Genomic DNA, 18,559 nt, shown 5'->3' with positions numbered 1-18,559 from the left:
GGACCTGCCGCGCTCACGTCCACCGGGGCTGAGTGGTTGCGTCTCGTGAGACCTCGGGTACCCGGGCCGGGGGCGGGTCGAAACAGAGATCTCCCCGTAAGCTGATGGTGAGCAGCTCAGGCAAGCCTTCCCTCACCCGTGTCGAGCGGGTGTCGGCTACGACAGCGAGGAGCCCCGCATGACGCAGGCAGCGCGGCCGAAGCGGGTGGCCCGGCTGGCCCAGGTCGTCCGCACCGAGCGGCTGACCCCGCACATGGTCCGGGTCGTGCTGGGTGGCGAGGGCCTGGCCGGCTTCCCGGCGGGTGAGTTCACCGACCACTACGTGAAGCTGCTGTTCCCGCCGGCCGGTGCCGGCTACCGGGCGCCGTTCGACCCGGCGGAACTGCAGGAGCGGCTGCCTCGCGAGCAGTGGCCGGTGACGCGCACCTACACGGTGCGGCAGTGGGACGCGGTCGCCGGTGAGCTGACGCTGGACTTCGTGCACCACGGGGACACCGGCCTGGCCGGCCCGTGGGCTGCCTCGGCGCGGCCGGGCGACCTCGTGCAGTTCTTCGGTCCGGGCGGTGCCTACGCGCCGAGCGCGGACGCCGACTGGCACCTGCTGGCCGGCGACGAGAGCGCCCTGCCGGCGATCGCCGCGGCGCTGCCGCGCATCCCGGCCGGTGCCGCCGCGAAGGTCTTCGTGGAGGTCGCCGACGCCGCCGAGCAGCAGCCGCTGGTGCCGGCCCCCGGCGTCGAGCTGACCTGGGTGCTGCGCGGGGACGGGCCGGTGGGTGCGGCGCTGGCAGCCACGGTGCGGTCGGCGGCCCTGCCGTCGGGCACGCCGCACGTGTTCGTGCACGGCGAGGCCGGTTTCGTGCGGGAGCTGCGTCGCTTCGTCCGCGCCGATCTGCAGGTGCCGCGCGAGCTCATGTCGGTCTCCGGCTACTGGCGGCTGGGCAGCACCGAGGACCGCTGGCAGGCGGAGAAGCGCGACTGGAACGCCGCGGTCGCCTCCGACGACGAGGCGTTGGCAGCGCGCTGACCCGCGCTGCCGCAGCAGCTCACATGTCGCGGTAGCGCTTCGCGGCCTCCGTGGCCTGGCGCAGCTGGTCGACGTCGTACTCGGGGCCGTAGCCGGGGGTGTCCCGCTGGATGCGCCAGCCCTCGGCGAGCGGACCCAGGTCCAGGACGTCGAAGCCGAGGTCGTCGATGTAGCTGCCCACCACGGTCTTCGCGGCCGGCAGGTCACCGGCGATGGCCAGCGCCCGGCGATGCGGGGTGCCGCTGGGGGAGCGCTTGGTGACCAGGTGCTCGGAGTAGATGTGGTTGAAGGCCTTCACCACGGTGGACGTCGGCAGGTGGGCCTGCAGCAGCTCGGCGGTGGTGGTGGTCTCGTCGTCCAGGGCGGCGATGTGGCCGTCCCGCTCCGGGTAGTAGTTGTTGGTGTCGATGACCACCTTGCCGGCCAGCGGCTCGACCGGCAGGTCCGGCACGTTCTTCAGCGGCACGGTCACCACCACGAGGTCGCCGGCCGCACCCGCCTCCGCGGCGGTGGCGGCCCGTGCCGTGGCCCTGCTGGTCTCCCGGGCGCCGAGCTCGGCGACCAGGTCGCCCAGCGTCTCCGGGCCCCGCGAGTTGGCGATGACCACGTCGTAGCCGGCGTCCAGGGAGATCTTGGCCAGTGCTGCGCCGATGTTGCCGGCGCCGATGATGCCCACAGTCGTCATGCCCTGCTCAATCACCGGACGGCGCCCCGGTGTTCCCGGCCGGTGTCAGCGGCCGGTCCAGCCGAAGGCCGGCGGGCGACGGCCGGCGAAGGCGGCGACGCCCTCGGCCAGCTCGCCGCTGGCGATGGTCTCGGTGAACCAGCCGGCGGCCACCGGCCCGGCGTCCCGGCCGGCCATGAGCTCACCGACGATCTCCTTGGTGGCCCGCTGGCTCAGCGCCGACCGGGTGGCCAGCACGTCGGCGAACCGGCGCACCTCGGCGTCCAGGTCGGCGGCCGGGAGCAGCCGGTCCACCAGCCCGGTGCGCAGCGCCTCCGCGGCGTCCAGCAGCTCCCCGCTGAACAGCAGGTACTTGGCGGTGGCGGGGCCGACCAGGTCGATCAGTGCGCGGGTCGGTGCCGGCGCGTAGACCACACCGACCTTCGCCGGGGTCACGCCGAACACCCCGGTGTCGTCGGTGAAGCGCAGGTCGCAGCTGGCCGCGAGCTCGATGCCCCCACCGATGCAGTGCCCCCGCACCACCGCGATCGTCGGGGTGGGGAACGCCCGCAACGCCGCCTGCGCGGCCAGGTTGTGCGCGCGCAGCTCGGCCATCGGGTCGGCCGGGTCCGGCCCGCCGAGCAGCTCGGCGATGTCGGCACCGGCGCAGAAGCTCGGGCCCGCGCCGGTGACCAGCAGCACCCGCACCCGGGGGTCGGCGGCGAGCTCGTCCAGCAGCGCGGGCACCGCGGCCCACATCGCCGAGGTCATGGCGTTGCGCTTGGCGGCGCGGTCGACGGTGAGCACGGCGACGTGCCCGTCGACGGCGGTGGTCAGGTCGGCTGTGCGCATGCCCCGCAGCCTGCCCTACCGCGCGTGGGCGTCAGCCGAGGTCGTCGGTGGCGAAGGTGTCGCACCGTGCCGGGTCACCGGTCTGGTAGCCGGTGGTGAACCACTTCTGCCGCTGCTCGCTGGAGCCGTGGGTGAAGGAGTCCTGGTCGACCGTGCCACCGCCCAGGTTCTCCTGGATGAAGTCGTCGCCGATGCGCCCGGCGGCGTCCAGGGCCCGGGCGATGTCGTCGTCGGTGATCTCGGCGATCAGCGGCCGGCCCGACTCGTCGGGCACCGTCTCGGCGTGGTTGGCCCAGGTGCCGGCGTAGCAGTCGGCCTGCAGCTCCAGCCGCACGGTGCCGCTGGTGGGGCCGGTCTCGCCCTGCTGCACCTGCTGGTTGGTGCCCATCAGGTTCTGCACGTGGTGGCCGTACTCGTGGGCCAGCACGTAGGCGTCGACGAACAGCCCGCCCTCGGCGCCGAAGTCGGTGCGCAGCGTGTCGAAGAAGGTCAGGTCGATGTACACCAGCTGGTCGGCCGGGCAGTAGAACGGCCCCGAGCCGCTGGTCGCCCCGCCGCAGGAGGTCTGCACCTGGTCGCTGAAGAACACGGTCTCGGTGCGCTGGTATCCCTGCAGCGTCTGTTCCCAGTAGTCCTGGATGGAGTCGATGTCGGCGGCGATGGCGCAGTCCAGCGAGGTGTTGGCGTCCCCGCTGTCCTGGCACTGCTGCTCCAGCTGCGTGTTGTCGGCGGTCTGGCCCTGGCTCAGCCCGCCGAGGGTGCCGGACAGCCCGTTGCCCCCGGTGCCGGTGCCGGTGCCGCCGTCGCCACCGCCGAGCACCTGGATCAGCACGACCACGACCAGCCCGACCAGACCGAGCCCGCCGCCGCCGACGGCCACGCCCCGCCCGCCGCCGAAGCCGCCGCCCCCGCCGCGGCGGTCCTGGACGTCGGACGTGTCGAGGTCGATGCCTTCGTTGTAGCGCATGCCGGGGTGACCTCCGGGTCTCGGGACAGGTCCCCCAGGGTGACCGTTCCCGGGACCGGCCGCACCTCGGCGGCGGGTCAGCGGCCGAGGGCCGTCAGGTCCGGCTGCTGCACGGTGAACGTCATCTCCACCTGGGCGCGCACCTGCTGGCTGCCCGGCTCCACGTCCAGCCCTCCGCCCGAGGCGGGCGCCGCCTGGACGGCCCAGCGCTCGGCACCACCCCGCGCGCCGGGCACGTCCCGCAGCTCGACGAGATCGGCGAGCTCGGTGCCCATCGTCCGGGCGTGCGCGCGGGCCCGGGCGACGGCGTCCAGGACGGCGAGCTCCCGCACCTCTGCGTGCACCTCCTCGGCCGCCCGCAGCTGCCACTGCGGCCCGTGCACCGAGACCCCGGCCAGCGCCCCGGCGGTGAGCAGGAACGCGCCGACGGCGTCGACGTCGTCCAGCCGCACCCGGGTGGACAGCTGGGCGAGGTGCCCGACGACCCGACCGGACCCGTCCTCGGCGTGCGCGGGGGAGACCCACACGGACTCCGTGGCGTGCTCGCCGACCACGTCGGCCCGGGCGGTGAGCAGGTCGAGCACGGCCTGCTGCCGCTCGGCGAGCTCGGCCATGGCCTGCTCCCGGCCGCGCTCGCGGGCCCCCACGGTGACCGTGACCACGGCCGTGTCCGGCGGCACCGAGCGCTCCGCCTGGCCCTGCACCACCACCCGCGGCAGCGGCGCCGGCAGCCCGGTCACCGCCGCCGCCGGGTGCCGAACAGCCCGCGGGTGAGCTCCCGGCCCAGCGCCGAGGCGGCCGACCGGGCGAACGCCTTGAACGCCGAGGACTGCAGCACGTCGCCCAGCACGCCGTCGTCGGCGGGCTCCGGGCGGCTGCGCGGTGCCGGCCGGGGCCGTGGCTCCGGGGCCTCGGCCCTCGGCGCCGGAGTGCGAGGCGGTGCCGGCGTCGGCGGGGGTGCGGGCGGGGCCATCCGGGCGGCGATCCGCTCGTGCGCGGAGTCCCGGTCCACGGCCACCCCGTAGCGGGCCTGCAGCGGCGAGGCCGCCACCGCCTGCTGCAGCACCGCCGGGTCGAGCGGGCCCATGGTGGACCGGGGCGGGCGCAGCATCGTCCAGGCGACCGGCGTCGGTGCCCCGCGCTCGCTGAGCACCGTCACCACCGCCTCCCCGGTGCCCAGCGAGGTGAGCGTCTCGGCGATGTCGTAGTCGGTGCTCGTCGGGTAGGTCTTCACCGTCTTCTTCAGCGCGTCGGCGTCGTCCGGGGTGAAGGCGCGCAGGGCGTGCTGCACCCGGTTGCCGAGCTGGCCGAGCACCGGCGTCGGCACGTCGGTGGGGTTCTGGGTGACGAAGAAGATGCCGACGCCCTTGGAGCGGATCAGCCGCACCGTCTGGGTCACCGACTCCAGGAAGCCCTTGCTGGCCCCGGCGAAGAGCAGGTGCGCCTCGTCGAAGAAGAACACCAGCTTGGGCTTCTCCACCTCGCCGACCTCGGGCAGCTCCTCGAACAGCTCGGCCAGCAGCCACATGAGGAACGTGGAGAACAGGGCCGGCCGGTCCTGCACGGCCACCAGCTCCACGCAGCTGACGACGCCGCGTCCGTCCGGGGCCACCCGCATCAGGTCGGCCGTCTCCCACTCGGGCTCGCCGAAGAAGACGTCGCCGCCCAGGTCCTCCAGCGCGATCAGGTTGCGCAGGATGACCCCGGCGGTGGCCTTGGACAGCCCGCCGAGCCCCTCCAGGTCGCCCTTGCCCTCGGCGCTGACCAGCCAGCTGATCACCGCGCGCAGGTCCTCGAGGTCCAGCAGCGGCAGCCCGGCCCGGTCGGCGTGGTGGAAGACCAGCCCCAGCGAGCTCTCCTGGGTGGCGTTGAGCTGCAGCACCTTGCTCAGCAGCAGCGGCCCGAACGAGGTGACGCTGGCCCGCACCGGCACCCCGCTGCCCAGGCCACCCAGGGCCAGGAACTCCACCGGGAAACCGGTCGGTGTCCAGTCGTCGCCGGTGTCCGCGGCGCGCCGGGTCACCCGGTCACCGGGCGGGCCGGCCTGGGCCAGCCCGGCGAGGTCGCCCTTGACGTCGGCCACCACCACCGGGACGCCGGCCGCGGACAGCTGCTCGGTGAGCAGCTGCAGCGTCTTCGTCTTACCGGTGCCGGTCGCGCCGGCGATCAGCCCGTGCCGGGTGGCCATCGACAGCGGCAGCCGCACCTGGGCCTCGGGGTGCGGCGAACCGCCGTGCACCACCGACCCGAGCTCCAGCGCGGGCCCGTCGAAGGCGTAGCCGGCGGCGATGGTGGTCGCGGTGGCGGTGCTGCTGGTGTCCATCGTGTCCTCGTCCCGGTCGGTGGTGGCGCGCCCAGACTGCCCCACCCGTCCGACGTCCCGGCGTCCTAGGCTCGGGGCATGCCAGTCGAGGGTGAGTACGAGCCGAGTCCGGAGAAGTGGGTCCGCGACCAGGTGGAGGCCTACGAGCGCACCAACGGCCAGGAGGCGAACACCCTCCCGGGCCGCCCCGAGCCCGTGGTCGTCTTCACCACCCGCGGTGCAAAGAGCGGGAAGGTGCGCAAGAACCCGCTGATGAGGGTGGAGCACGACGGCGTCTACGCCATGGTCGCCTCGCAGGGCGGTGCCCCCAAGCACCCGACCTGGTACTTCAACGTCACGAAGCACCCCGACCAGGTCACCGTCCAGGACGGCGCCGAGGTGTGGGACGGCGTCGCCCGGGAGATCACCGGCGAGGAGAAGGCGATCTGGTGGGAGCGGGCGGTCGCGGCATTCCCCGACTACGCCGACTACCAGCGCAAGACCGACCGGGAGATCCCCGTCGTGCTGGTCGAGCGCGCGACGTGAACCCGGCCCCGGCGTGACCGGGGACGACGAGCCCGGGCCGGTGGTGGTGGTCACCGGGGCCAGTGACGGCATCGGTGCCGCCGCCGCCCGCCGGCTGCACCGCTCCGGGGCCCGGGTCGTGGTGGTCGGCCGCTCCCCGGTGAAGACCGCCGCCGTGGCCGCCGAGCTGGGGGTGGAGTGGCACGTGTGCGACTTCGCCCGGCTGGACGACGTGCGGGCGCTCGCCGAGCAGCTGTTGCACGACCACCCCCGGATCGACGTGCTGGCGGGCAACGCCGGCGCTGCCCGCCCGCGCCGGGAGCTGACCGTGGACGGGAACGAGTGGACGCTACAGGTCGGCCACCTGGCGCCCTACCTGCTCACCCGCCTGCTCGAGCAGCCGCTGCGCGCCGCCGGCGGCCGGGTGGTGACCACGGCGTCGTTCGTGCACTGGCTGGGCGGCACGCGGCGGGGGCGCGGGGAGCGGGCGCTGGACACGGTCCCGTACCTGGCGACCCGGGCGTACGCGAAGGCCAAGCTGGCAAACCTGCTCATGACCCGCGAGCTCGCGCGGCGCTGGGCGCCGGACGTGACCGCCACCTGCTTCGACCCCGGGGCGGTGGCCACCAACTTCGGGGCGGGCGCCGGCGGGGTCACCGGGCTGGCCTTCCGCACGCCGCTCACCGCGTTCTTCCGCACCCCGGCGCAGGGTGCGGACACGCTGGTGTGGCTGGCCACCGCGCCGGACGGCTGGCGCAACGGTGCCCACCACGCGCACCGGGCCCGCACCTGGACGTCGATGGCCGGCCGGGACGACCGCCGGGCCGCCGAGCTGTGGGACCTGTCCGCCCGGCTGGTGGGCCTGGACCCCTGAGCGCGGGCGGGTCCGGCGGGTGCTCAGCCGAAGCCGGCGACGGCGTGCGGCGTGTAGGGCTCCTCCAGTCGCTCGACCTCCTCCGGGGTCAGCCGCAGACCGACCGCGGCGACGGCGTCGTCGAGGTGCTGGTCCCGGGTCACGCCGACGATGGGGGCGCTGACCACCGGCTTGGTCAGCAGCCAGGCGAGCGCGACCTGCGCCCGCGGCACGCCGCGCTCCTGCGCGACCTCGGCCACCCGCGCGACGATCGCCGGGTCGCTCGCCTCGTCGTAGAGCCGGCGGCCGAACTCGTCGGTCTCCGAGCGGGCGGTGCGCTGCGACCAGTCGCGGGTCAGCTTCCCGCGGGCCAGCGGGCTCCACGGGATGACGCCCACGCCCTGGTCCAGGCACAGCGGGTGCATCTCCCGCTCCTCCTCGCGGTTGAGCAGGTTGTAGTGGTCCTGCATGGACACGAAGCGGTGCCAGCCGTGCTCGCCGGCGGTGTGGAGCGCCTTGCTGAACTGCCAGGCCCACATGGAGGAGGCGCCGAGGTAGCGCACCTTGCCCGACCGCACGCAGGCGTCCAGCGCCTCGAGCGTCTCCTCGATCGGCGTGGCCGGGTCCCAGCGGTGCACCTGGTAGAGGTCGACGTACTCGGTGCCGAGCCGGCGCAGGCTCGCGTCGAGCTCGGCCAGGACGGCCTTGCGGGACAGGCCCGCCCCGTTCGGGCCGGGCCGCATCCGGCCGTGCACCTTGGTGGCCAGGACGACGTCGTCCCGCTGGGCGAAGTCGCGCAGCGCCCGGCCGGTGATCTCCTCGCTGGACCCGTCGGAGTAGACGTTCGCGGTGTCGAAGAAGGTGATCCCGGCGGCCAGCGCCTGCTCGATGAGCCGGCGGCTGTGCTCCTCCGGCAGGCTCCACGGGTGCGTGCCCCGCGCGGGGTCGCCGAAGCTCATCATCCCGAGGCAGATGCGGGAGACCTGCAGGCCGGTGCTGCCGAGGCGGGTGTACTCCATGCCCTCCACCCTGCCCCGCGACCTCGTCGTCCGGCCAGGGGGGTGGGGTCGCCACAGCGCAAGAACGGTCGGGCGCCGGGGTCGGCCGGGCCGCCAGACTGACCCACGTGACGCCACCCGGACGTGACCGCCTGCGCGAGCTGCTGGACGCCGTCCTCGACGAGGACAACCGTTCCCTGGCCGACATGGCCGGAGACGCGTACGCCTCGCCGTTCCACTTCAGCCGCCTGGTGTCCGGGGGCGCGGGGGAGTCCCCGGTCGCGCTGCGCCGGCGGGTGGTGCTGGAGCGGGCGGCCTGGCAGCTGCGGCAGGGCGCGCGGGTCACCGACGTGGCCCTCGCCGCGGGGTACGAGTCGGTGGAGGGCTTCAGCCGGGCCTTCGCCCGGGCCTACGGGCACACCCCGGGCAGCGTCCCCGGCGGCGGGCCGCCGCGTTCCCGGGACGAGCACTGGTTGCCGGCGCCCAACGGCCTGCACTTCCACCCGCCGTCCTCGCTGTTGGTGTCCGACGAGCCGCAGCGCCGCGGGGGCGACGAGGTGACCGCGCTGCTCGTGCAGCACGGCGTGGAGGACACCCGCGCCCTGCTGGAGCTCGCCGGTGACCTGGACCCCGGGGAGTACCGGCGGGTGCGGGGCCCGGGTCAGGTGCTGCTGCCGTGGGACGGTGCGGAGGAGTCGGTCGCCGCGGTGCTGGAGCACCTGGTGTGGACCCTGGAGGTGTGGGTCGCCTCCCTGGAGGGCGCCGACACCCCGGTGCGCGGCGGGGACGACCCGGCGGCGTTGCTCGACCGGCACGACGCGGTGGCGCCCCGCTGGCTGGCCGCCGTCCGGGAGGTGTCCCGGCGTGGTGCCTGGGGCGACCGGCTGGTCGACGCGCTGTGCGAGCCGCCGGAGAGCTTCCTCGTCGGCAGCGTGGTGGCCCACGTGCTCACCTTCTCCGCGCACCGGCGCCTGCTGGCCCGGCACTGGCTGCGCGAGGCCGGCGTCCCCGTGGACACCGGCGACCCGATCGAGTGGCTGACCCGGAGGACCCGTTGACCCGCACCGTCTACTACACCGCCACCTCGCTGGACGGCTTCGTCGCCGACGCCGAGCACTCGCTGTCCTGGCTGCTCAGCCGGGAGGCCGACCACGAGGGCGTCATGGGCTACCAGGCCTTCGAGCGGACCGTCGGCGCGCTGGTGATGGGCGCGTCGACGTACCGGTGGATCCAGGACCACGGTGGCCCGGAGGGGTGGACCTACACCCAGCCGGCCCAGGTGCTGACCCACCGGGAGCTGGCGCCCTTCCCGGGCGCGGACATCCGGTTCAGGGCGGCCGACTCGCCCGAGGAGCTGCGCGCGGTGCACGCCGAGCTGGTCGCCGCCGCCGGTGAGCGGGACGTCTGGGTGGTCGGTGGGGGGCCGGTGGCCGCCCAGTTCGCCGCGGCCGGGCTGCTCGACGAGGTGGTGGTCTCCATCGCCCCGGTCACGCTCGGCGCGGGCGCACCGCTGCTGCCGGCACGGGTCGAGCTCGTGGTGCGTGAGGTGGCGCGCAACGGTGAGTTCGCCTGCGTGCGCTACGACGTCGTCCGACCGGGCTGACGGTCCACGGCGAAGCCGACGTGCGGTCTGACTAAGGTGAGGCTCACCTGAGTTGATCACCATGGAGGTCGCCCGTGTCCCGCCCCGTCCGCTCCGCCGTCACCGCCGCCGCCCTGGTGCTGACCGGGCTGCTCACCGCCTGCGGTTCGACGGCGACCGACGCCGCCCCGTCCCCCGCCGCGGCGGTGGAGGAGGGCTTCCCGCGCACCGTGACCCACGACAAGGGGACGACGGAGCTGCCGGACCGGCCGACCCGGGTCGTGGCGCTGGACAACAGCCTGGTCGAGGCGGTCGTCGCGCTGGACGTGCCGCTGGTGGGCGGGATCGGGTCCTACCGGGACCAGCAGGGCGCCTTCCCGGAGTACCTGGGCGACGCGGTCGCCGACACCGAGGACGTCGGCCCGCTGGAGCAGCCGGCGCTGGAGCGGATCGCCGCGCTGCAGCCGGACCTGATCCTGTCCGCCACCGTGCGGCACGACGAGCTGTACGAGCAGCTGTCCCAGATCGCGCCGACCGTCTTCGTCGCCACCACCGGGCCGTCGTGGAAGGACAACATCCGGGTGGTCGGTGAGGCGACCGGCACCGAGGAGCGCGCCGAGGAACTGATCGGCGACTACGAGGAGCGGGCCGCAGCGCTGGGGGCGGCGGTCAACGCGGCGGCCGGCGACCCGACGGTCTCCATGGTGCGGTTCGTCGACGGGCCGACGCGGCTCTACGCCAAGGCCTCGTTCAGCGGCATCGTCTTCCAGGACATGGGCCTCGCCCGGCCGGCACCGCAGGACGTCGACACGTTCGCCGTCGAGGTGAGCGAGGAGGAGATCCGGCTCGCCGACGGCGACCACATCTTCGTGTCCTCCTACTCGGGCGGTGCGGAGACCGCGGCCCGCGTCGAGTCCACCCCGCTGTGGACGGACCTCGCGGGCGTGAAGGCGGGCAACGTGCACCGGGTGGAGGACGCCATCTGGATGACCTCGGTCAGCCTGCAGGGCGCGCACATGATGATGGACGACATGGCCGAGGTCTTCGGCGTGGACCCGCAGCGGTCCTGAGTGGTCGGCGTTCCTGCCGGGACGCCGTCCGCCGCCGCGTTCCCGCGGGAACGCTGTGCGCCGCCGCGTTCCCGCGGGAACGCTGTGCGCTGCTGTGTTCCCGCGGGAACGCTGTGCGCTGCTGTGTTCCCGCGGGAACGCTGTGCGCTGCTGTGTTCCCGCGGAACGTCGTTCGCGGCCCGGGACCGCCGGCGGCGACGCCCGGTCGGCGTGACGGGACTGTCGGACCTGCCTGACACGATCGAACACATGTTCGACACGTCTGCAGCAGCGTCCTCCGTGGTGGCCGTCGACGACACGTTCGGAGGGCGTCCACGGCCGGTGGGAGAGCTGGCCGAGGAGATCGTGACCGGGGCGGTGCGGCTGTCGGCGGCCACGGCGTCGTGGTTGCGGCTGGTCGCGGAGTTCGACCGGCGGGAGGGGTGGGCGGGGCACGGGGTGCGGTCGTGTGCTCACTGGTTGGCGTGGCAGTGCGGTCTGGAGCCGGGGACGGCGCGCGAGCACGTGCGCACGGCTCGCGCGCTGTGCCGGTTGCCGGTGCTGTCGGGTGCCTTCGCTGCGGGGCGGGTGTCCTACAGCAAGGTGCGCGCGCTGACCCGGATCGCCGAGCCCGGCAGTGAGGCCGAGCTGCTCGAGTTCGCCCGGCACGCCACCGCCGCCCAGGTGGAGCGGGTGGTGCGCGGCTGGCGCCGGGTCGACGCGAACACGGCCGCAGGTGCCGCTGCTGCCGCCGGCGGGATCGGGGACCCCGGTGTCGGACGCGATGGTGATGCCGGCACCGGTGGGGGAGCCGGCGGCGGTGCAGCCGTGCGCCGCCGGCCGGAGGTGTTCGAGCACCACTGGGACGCGGACGGGATGCTGTCGCTGCGCGTGCGGATGCCTGCCGAGGACGGCGCCGAGCTGCTCGCCGCCATCGAGTCCCTGGTCGAACGCTCGGCCCGTCGCGACCGCGCGGCGGCGCGACAGGCGGCCGCGGGACAGGTGGCGGGACGGGCGGCGGCGGAGCGGGCGGCCGCGGACCGGACCGCGGCCACGCCGACCGCCGCCGATCGCGCAGACGCTCGCGGTGAGGCCGCCGACGAGCCCGTCGACCACCGGTCCTCGCTCACGGGCCAGCCCGGCCCGGTGGATGCGTTCCCGCAGGAACGCGGCGGCGAGCAGTCCGGTCCGGTGGACGCGTCTCTGCGGGAACGCGGCGGTGAGCAGTCCGGTCCGGTGGAGACGTCTCTGCGGGGACGCCGTGCCGAGCAGCGGTGCAGCGCACTGCGGCTGCTGGCCCGCGCCGCCGCCGACGCCGACCGCCGCGCCGGCGACCCACCTCGTCGGGAGGTCGTCGTGCACGTCGATGCCGCCGTGCTGGCCGAGGACACCGCCGCCGGTCGCGCCCACGTCCTCGGCGGCCCGGCTCTCACCGCCGCACAGGTCCGCCGGTTGGCCTGCCAGGCCAGCATCGTGGCGATCGTGGAGCGGGACGGTGAGGTCCTCGCCCAGGGCCGCCGGCACCGCTACGCCACCCGTGCCCAGCGCCGCGCCCTGCTCGCCCGCGACGGCGGCTGCGCCCGGCCCGGCTGCGAGGAGACCCGGGTCGAGCGCCTGCACGCCCACCACCTGCGGCCCTGGCGCCTGGGCGGGCGCACCGACGTCAGCGCCATGGTGCTGCTCTGCGACACCGACCACGGGCTGGCCCACGACGAGGACCTCCGGATGACCCGTCACCGCGGACAGCTCGTGGTCACCACCCCGGCCGGTGAGCGCGTCTGGGGACCCGCCGACACCGCCTTCGACGACGGCCTGACCGGCGTCACCTCGCTCGGCCGCCGGCCCACGACCCGGCCCGTCCCGGACCCGACTGGCGCGGTGACCGCCCGGAGCGACGCAGCCACCGACCAGGTCAGCGGCTCTGGCCAGGGGTCGGTGCAGGAGCAGGGCCCGGCCCCCTCGGCGGACGTCCTGCCGCTGCGGCTCCGCCCGGGCGTGCTCGACGACCTGCTGCCCAGCCCCGTCGCCGCCGACCCCACCGGCCCCGGCGGTGAACGGATGGACCTGCACCACGTCCTCTGGGTGCTCATGACCCACCGCGACGTCATCCGCCGCCGAGTTGCCTGACCCACCCCGGTGCACGCCGCCGCCGTGCAGCCTGCCTCGCCGCTGAGTCCGGTGTGCGTACGGGTGCGGGGTGTGCCGTTGACCAGCTGCGCCGCTGTGCCGCTGGACCTGTCGCTGTGTGTCCGTGCCGCCATGTCGACGAGCGGACATGTCGGGGTGTCCACTCGGGCAGGTGACACCCTCGCGAAACGTGGGGGGAACACACCGGCGCGATGCTCACTGCTCCGTCCGGTCCGTCGAGAGGTGTCCTGCGTGCGCATCGACCTGCACTACTACGGCGGGGTCCCGATGACCGACGCCGGCAACGCCGGGCCGGTCCCGACCGACCGCCGGTACGGCAACGACGCGGTGATCGCCGGGTACCGCAACCTGGAGCACTGGGCGCAGACCGCCGACCGGCTGGGCTACGACACGATGTGGCTCACCGAGCACCACTTCCAGTACGAGGGCTACGAGGTGACGCCCAACCTGATCCAGTTCGGCCAGCACCTCACCTCGATCACCACCCGGCTCAAGTCCGGCCAGGCGTTCAACGTCGTCCCGCAGTGGCACCCGCTGCGGCTCGCCGAGGACTACGCCACCGCCGACATCCTGAGCCGCGGCCGCATGCGGTTCGGCGTCGGCCGCGGCACCGTCCCGCGGGAGGCCCAGACGCTGGGCGCGGTGATTGCCAGCGGCGACAACGCCATGAGCGCCGAGCTGGACCAGGTCAACCGTGAGCTGTTCGAGGAGTCGATGGAGGTCATCAAGCTCGCCTGGGCCCAGGAGCGGTTCAGCTACTCCGGCAAGCACTTCACCTTCCCGCCGCCGGGCATCCCGGACCGCGGTGCCACCGTCACCGAGCTGACCCTGGTGCCGCGCCCGCTCGGGCCGGTCGAGGTCTACCAGCCGATGAGCCCGGGGAAGACCCTGGAGTACGTGGCCCGGGTCGGGCACAAGGGTGTCATCGCGCTCGCACCGCCGGCGCTGATCAAGCAGGTGTGGGACGGCTACGGGGAGATCGCCGAGCAGCACGGCCGCACCCTGCGCCCCGGCCAGGACCGCACGCTGAACATCCACACCCACGTCGGGCGCACCCGGGAGGACGCCTTCCGCACCGCTCGCGACGGGCACGACGAGTTCTGCCGCTTCCTCGCCCCCTACGGCCGGTTCAAGACCTACGCCGCCGCCGACGGCTTCGCCTTCCAGCCCACCCTGGAGCAGTCGGTCAGCGAGCAGGTGATGGCCATCGGCAGCATCGACGACGTCGTGGACACCCTCGGCACGTACCGCGACCTGCTCGGTCTGGAGGAGGTCATGCTCTTCCCCGACCTGCCGGGCCTCACCCGGGAGCAGATGGACGAGCAGCTGCACCTCATCGCCGAGGAGGTGCTGCCGCGCCTGGGCATCCGGCTCCCGGCGGCGTGACGGGCACAGCCGACGCGAGCACCAGCACGGGCGCGGGCACCAGCACAGGGGCGCGCACCAGGACCCACGCACACCGGAGCGGCTGTCCCAAGGACATGACGCACGGGCCGTGCGGCGGGGTCACCGGCAGCCGGGGCTGCGAGGTCGCCCCGCTGCCCTGCCCGTTCGTGGAGCTGCCGACCGTGCGGTGGACCGGGCCGCCGCGGCCCGCGCCCGGCCCCGAGCCGCACCTGCTCGCGCTGATGCGCCAGCGGCCGGTGGTCGTCGCCGACCTGCCCAGCCAGGCGCTGTCCCGGGTCTCGCTGCAGCGCGCCGCGGAGACCGTGGCCGGTCAGGTGGACGCCGTGCTGCTCGGTGACCACGGCGGTGCCCGCGTGCAGTTCCCGCCCACCCACCGCGCCGCGATCGTCCAGGCCCAGGGCGTGCCCGTGTGGCAGGGCCTCACCTGCCGGGACCGCAACCGGGTCGCCCTGGAGGGCGAGCTCGCCGGGCTGGCCGACGTCGGCGTCGCCGCGGTGCACTGCGTGACCGGCGACCACACCGACGTCGGCGACCGTCCCGACGCCCGGCCGGTGTTCGACCTGGACTCCACCCAGCTCGCCGCGGCCGCGGCCGCCGCCGGGCTGCTGGTCTCGGTGGGGGAGACCCCGACCGGGCCGCCGGCCCGACGGCGCCCGGCGCGGCTGGCCGAGAAGGTCCGCGCCGGCGCGCAGGTCTGCTTCGTCAACCACGCCGGCCCGGCCGGCGCGGTGGCCGACTTCGTCCAGGCCGCCACCGACGCCGGTGCCGACGTCCCGTTCGTGGCCTGCGTGGCGGTCGCGCTCGACCCCGGTTCCGCCGCCGAGCTGCGCCGGTTCACCGGCCTGGTGCTGCCCGCGGGCTACCTGGACGCCATCGAGTCCGCCCGGGACCCGCGGCGGGCCGGGATCGCCGCCGCGATCGCCCTCGCCGAGTCCTACCTCGCCGTGCCCGGGGTGCGCGGCGTCGACCTCTCCACCGTCCCCACCCCGGGTCGGGAGCTGTCCACCGCGGCCGCCCTGGCCGAGATCGGAGCCGAGCTGACGTGACCGGGTCCCTCGCGTGAGCCTGCTGCTCACCCACGCCACCGACGTCGACGGCCGGGCGGTCGACGTGCGCGTGGACGGCGCGACCGTCGCCGCGGTCGCCCCTGCCGGCACGCTGACGCCCACCCCCGGCGAGCAGGTGCACGACCTCACCGGGCACCTGCTGCTGCCGGCGCCCGCCGAGCCGCACGCCCACCTGGACAAGGCGCTCACCAGCCACCGGGCACCCAACCGCACCGGCGATCTCGCCGGCGCGATCGTCGCCATCCGGGAGATCGCCGCCGGGTTCACCCACGAGGACCTCGTGGAGCGGGCCACCCGGGCCGCGATGGAGTACCTCTCCCACGGGACGACGGCGATCCGCACCCACGCCGACCTCGGCGCGCACACCGGCACCCGGCACGTGCGCGCCCTGCTGCAGGTGCGTGACGCGCTCGCCGGCCTGATCGACGTCCAGGTGGTGGCCCTGACCTCGGGTCCGTGGACGCCGGAGGACGTGCGGGACAACGCCCGCCTGCTGGAGGAGGCCGTCGACCTCGGCGTGGACCTGGTCGGCGGCGCGCCGCACATGTGGGCCGACCGCGCCGCCGGCCTGGACCTGTCCTGGGACGCCGCGGTGCGGCACGGTCTGCCGCTGGACCTGCACACCGACGAGACGCTCGACCCCACCGCCCAGGGTCTGCTGCACCTGGCGCAGCGGGTGCTGGGCACCGGGTTCGACCGCGCGGTGACGGCCAGCCACTGCGTCAGCCTGGGCGTGCACCCGCTGGCCGTCGCCCGGGCGACCGCCGCCGAGGTGGCCCGCGCCGGGGTCGGTGTGGTGGCGCTGCCGCAGACCAACCTGTTCCTGCAGGCCCGCGGGGAGCTGGTCGGGCCACCGCGCGGGCTGACCGCCGTCCGCACCCTGCTGGAGGCCGGCGCCACCCTGGGTGCCGGCGGGGACAACCTGCGCGACCCGTTCAACCCGATGGGCCGGGCCGACGCCTGCGAGGCGGCGTCGCTGCTGGTCGCCGCCGGGCACCTGTCCAGCCGGGAGGCCTGGGACGCGGTCAGCACCGGGGCGCGCCGGTGCATGGGCCTGCCCGTGCCGGCGGTCGCCGCCGGGGCGCCGGCGGAGTTCCTCGCGGTCGCCGCTGAGGGCCTGGACGCCGCGGTGGCCGGCGCCGGCACCCGCCGGCTGGTGGTCTCCCGGGGACGCCTCGTGGCCCGGACCGAGGTCGTGCGCACCGTGGAGTGGCCGCGCCCACCTGCTGAGACGACATCGTGATGAGCGGGACAGCGCCGTTCACCACGGGCACACGAGCTGGAAACAGACCGCGCCCAGGGTGGTCCCGACCCCCCGCAGCCGACCACCCGACCCGGAGGTGCCCGTGAGTGCTCCCGCGCCCACCGCCCCACCCCAGCGCACCGGCGCCGCGGCCGCACCCACCCGCGTGCTGCGCTTCCGCGACGTCGCCAAGACCTTCCCCGACGGCACGGTGGCCCTGGAGGGCGTCGACCTCGACGTGCACCGCGGCGACTTCGTCACCGTCGTCGGGCCCTCGGGCTGCGGGAAGAGCACGCTGCTGCGGATCGCCTCCGGGCTGTCCCCGGCGTCGGCCGGGCTGAGCGAGGTGGACGCGCAGCGCATCGGCTACGTCTTCCAGGACGCCACGCTGCTGCCCTGGCGCTCGGTGCGCAAGAACGTGGAGCTGCTGGCCGAGCTGCACGGCATGTCGAAGACGGCAACCGCCCAGGCCGCGCTGGACGCCATCGAGCTGGTGGGCCTGCGCGGGCACGAGAAGAAGCTGCCCCGCGCGCTGTCCGGCGGCATGCGGATGCGGGCCTCGCTGGCCCGTTCGCTCACCCTGGACCCCGACCTGTTCCTCTTCGACGAGCCGTTCGGCGCCCTCGACGAGATCACCCGGGAGCGGCTGAACGACGAGCTGATCCGGCTGTTCCACGCCAAGGGCTTCGGCGCCCTGTTCATCACCCACTCGGTCAGCGAGGCGGTGTACCTGTCCACCCGGGTGCTGGTGATGAGCGGCCGGCCCGGGCACATCGTGGACACCTTCGAGGTGCCCTTCGGTGCCGACCGCACCCCCGAGCTGCGGTTCACCCCCGAGTTCGCGGCGCTGGCCGGCAAGGTCAGCCACGCCCTGCGCGAGGGCCACTCGTGAGCGCCCCGGCCGACGCCCGCCCCGCCGTCGAGGAGGCCGCCGTGAGCGCCCCGACCACCACCCTGGCCGCCGAGCAGGCCGCCACCCCGGGCGCACCGCCGGTGGCCGCCCGCCGCCGGGGCCGGCGCCTCACCGACCTGCTGCTGCCGCTCGGCGTCTTCGCCGCGCTGCTGGGCAGCTGGTACGCGATCACCTACCTGGTGCTCGACGAGCGACGCCGGTTCATCCTGCCCGCCCCGCACACCATCCTCACCGACGCGCTGTTCGACCAGCCGACGATGGACAAGCTGCTGCCCGCGCTGTGGCGCACCGTGCAGGTCACCTTCACCGGGCTGGCCATCGCCATCGTCATCGGCATGGTCTGGGCCATCGCGATGAGCCAGGCACGGTCGGTGGAGCGGGCGCTGTTCCCCTACGCCGTCGCCCTGCAGTGCATCCCGATCCTCGCGCTGGTGCCGCTGATCGCGTTCTGGTTCGGCTACGGGTTCAACTCGCGCGTCATCGTCTGCGTGATGATCTCGCTGTTCCCGATCGTCTCGAACACGTTGTTCGGCATGCAGTCGGTGGACCGGAGCATGCACGAGCTGTTCGACCTGCACAGCGCGTCCCGGCTGACCAAGCTGCGCAAGCTGCAGCTGCCCGCCGCCATGCCGGCCATCTTCGCCGGCTTCCGCATCTCCGCCGGGCTGTCCGTGGTCGGCGCGATCGTCGGCGACCTCTTCTTCAAGCAGGGCCAGGCCGGCCTGGGCATCCTGCTGTCGAACTACAGCTCCCGGCTGCAGGGCCCGGAGCTCTTCCTGACCATCTTCGTCGCCGCCGGCCTGGGGTTCGCGGTGTTCGCCGTCTTCGGCTGGCTCGGGAAGGTGGCCGTCGGCCGTTGGTACGACCAGTCCCGCGACGCCGGCTGACCCACCCCGCGCCGGGCGACCCGCCCGGCCCCTCGTCTGCACCACCGCAGCGCCCCGACCCTGAGGCGCTGTGCCACC

At 74.7% G+C, this 18,559-nt stretch carries 18 protein-coding genes; 12 read left to right on the top strand and 6 right to left on the bottom strand.

Going from position 1 to position 18,559, the window contains the following annotated elements:
* Positions 1-178 precede the first annotated feature (178 nt).
* Positions 179-1,024, top strand: a complete 846-nt coding sequence (locus tag G1H19_RS08005; protein ID WP_152729838.1) for a siderophore-interacting protein — start codon at positions 179-181, stop codon at positions 1,022-1,024.
* A gap of 19 nt (positions 1,025-1,043) precedes the next feature.
* On the opposite strand, the gene G1H19_RS08000 is transcribed toward G1H19_RS08005, so the two are convergent.
* The 5 genes from G1H19_RS08000 to G1H19_RS07980 form a co-directional block, all read right to left on the bottom strand.
* Positions 1,044-1,709: an NADPH-dependent F420 reductase gene (locus G1H19_RS08000; RefSeq protein WP_152729837.1), complete on the bottom strand. Its 666-nt coding sequence runs from the start codon at positions 1,707-1,709 to the stop codon at positions 1,044-1,046.
* A 45-nt stretch (positions 1,710-1,754) separates the two neighbouring features.
* Positions 1,755-2,540, bottom strand: a complete 786-nt coding sequence (locus G1H19_RS07995) for an enoyl-CoA hydratase/isomerase family protein (protein ID WP_152729836.1) — start codon at positions 2,538-2,540, stop codon at positions 1,755-1,757.
* A 31-nt stretch (positions 2,541-2,571) separates the two neighbouring features.
* Positions 2,572-3,507 (bottom strand): KPN_02809 family neutral zinc metallopeptidase, encoded by a 936-nt coding sequence (gene ypfJ, locus G1H19_RS07990; RefSeq protein WP_152729835.1) that lies wholly within the window; start codon positions 3,505-3,507, stop codon positions 2,572-2,574.
* 77 nt (positions 3,508-3,584) lie between these two features.
* Positions 3,585-4,247 (bottom strand): SIMPL domain-containing protein, encoded by a 663-nt coding sequence (locus G1H19_RS07985; protein ID WP_152729834.1) that lies wholly within the window; start codon positions 4,245-4,247, stop codon positions 3,585-3,587.
* On the bottom strand, positions 4,244-5,875 hold the full coding sequence (locus G1H19_RS07980; RefSeq protein ID WP_235928058.1) for a helicase HerA-like domain-containing protein: 1,632 nt from the start codon (positions 5,873-5,875) through the stop codon (positions 4,244-4,246). Before G1H19_RS07980 ends, G1H19_RS07985 begins: the two co-directional genes overlap by 4 nt.
* Before the next feature lie 33 nt (positions 5,876-5,908).
* Between G1H19_RS07980 and G1H19_RS07975 the strand changes: the two genes are divergently transcribed.
* Positions 5,909-6,355 (top strand): nitroreductase family deazaflavin-dependent oxidoreductase, encoded by a 447-nt coding sequence (locus tag G1H19_RS07975; RefSeq protein WP_152729833.1) that lies wholly within the window; start codon positions 5,909-5,911, stop codon positions 6,353-6,355.
* 13 nt (positions 6,356-6,368) lie between these two features.
* Positions 6,369-7,208 (top strand): SDR family NAD(P)-dependent oxidoreductase, encoded by an 840-nt coding sequence (locus tag G1H19_RS07970; protein WP_152729832.1) that lies wholly within the window; start codon positions 6,369-6,371, stop codon positions 7,206-7,208.
* A 23-nt stretch (positions 7,209-7,231) separates the two neighbouring features.
* Here the strand turns inward: G1H19_RS07970 and G1H19_RS07965 are convergent, their stop codons facing one another.
* Positions 7,232-8,206, bottom strand: a complete 975-nt coding sequence (locus tag G1H19_RS07965) for an aldo/keto reductase (protein ID WP_152729831.1) — start codon at positions 8,204-8,206, stop codon at positions 7,232-7,234.
* A 107-nt stretch (positions 8,207-8,313) separates the two neighbouring features.
* Between G1H19_RS07965 and G1H19_RS07960 the strand changes: the two genes are divergently transcribed.
* From G1H19_RS07960 to G1H19_RS07920, 9 genes are all read left to right on the top strand, one after another.
* Positions 8,314-9,243, top strand: a complete 930-nt coding sequence (locus G1H19_RS07960) for a helix-turn-helix domain-containing protein (protein WP_202925857.1) — start codon at positions 8,314-8,316, stop codon at positions 9,241-9,243.
* On the top strand, positions 9,240-9,788 hold the full coding sequence (locus G1H19_RS07955) for a dihydrofolate reductase family protein (RefSeq protein WP_152729829.1): 549 nt from the start codon (positions 9,240-9,242) through the stop codon (positions 9,786-9,788). Before G1H19_RS07960 ends, G1H19_RS07955 begins: the two co-directional genes overlap by 4 nt.
* Positions 9,789-9,862: 74 nt before the next feature.
* Complete coding sequence (locus tag G1H19_RS07950; RefSeq protein WP_162392723.1) at positions 9,863-10,837, top strand: ABC transporter substrate-binding protein; 975 nt, start codon at positions 9,863-9,865, stop codon at positions 10,835-10,837.
* Positions 10,838-11,086: 249 nt separating this feature from the next.
* Positions 11,087-12,943, top strand: coding sequence for an HNH endonuclease signature motif containing protein (locus tag G1H19_RS07945; RefSeq protein ID WP_152729828.1), 1,857 nt, complete (start codon positions 11,087-11,089; stop codon positions 12,941-12,943).
* A 252-nt stretch (positions 12,944-13,195) separates the two neighbouring features.
* Complete coding sequence (locus G1H19_RS07940; protein WP_162392722.1) at positions 13,196-14,350, top strand: LLM class flavin-dependent oxidoreductase; 1,155 nt, start codon at positions 13,196-13,198, stop codon at positions 14,348-14,350.
* A gap of 95 nt (positions 14,351-14,445) precedes the next feature.
* Positions 14,446-15,417 (top strand): methylenetetrahydrofolate reductase, encoded by a 972-nt coding sequence (locus tag G1H19_RS07935; RefSeq protein ID WP_152729826.1) that lies wholly within the window; start codon positions 14,446-14,448, stop codon positions 15,415-15,417.
* A 13-nt stretch (positions 15,418-15,430) separates the two neighbouring features.
* A complete protein-coding gene (locus tag G1H19_RS07930; RefSeq protein WP_162392721.1) occupies positions 15,431-16,681 on the top strand; it encodes an amidohydrolase family protein in 1,251 nt (416 codons plus the stop codon).
* 103 nt (positions 16,682-16,784) lie between these two features.
* Positions 16,785-17,573, top strand: coding sequence for an ABC transporter ATP-binding protein (locus G1H19_RS07925; protein ID WP_162392720.1), 789 nt, complete (start codon positions 16,785-16,787; stop codon positions 17,571-17,573).
* 41 nt (positions 17,574-17,614) lie between these two features.
* Positions 17,615-18,481, top strand: a complete 867-nt coding sequence (locus G1H19_RS07920; RefSeq protein ID WP_162392719.1) for an ABC transporter permease — start codon at positions 17,615-17,617, stop codon at positions 18,479-18,481.
* Positions 18,482-18,559: the final 78 nt, after the last annotated feature.

Source organism: Goekera deserti (assembly GCF_010685995.1).
Taxonomy (GTDB): Bacteria; Actinomycetota; Actinomycetes; order Mycobacteriales; family Geodermatophilaceae; genus Goekera; species Goekera deserti.
Note: the sequence above shows the minus strand (reverse complement) of the source record. Positions and strands in the feature narration are given on the sequence as shown.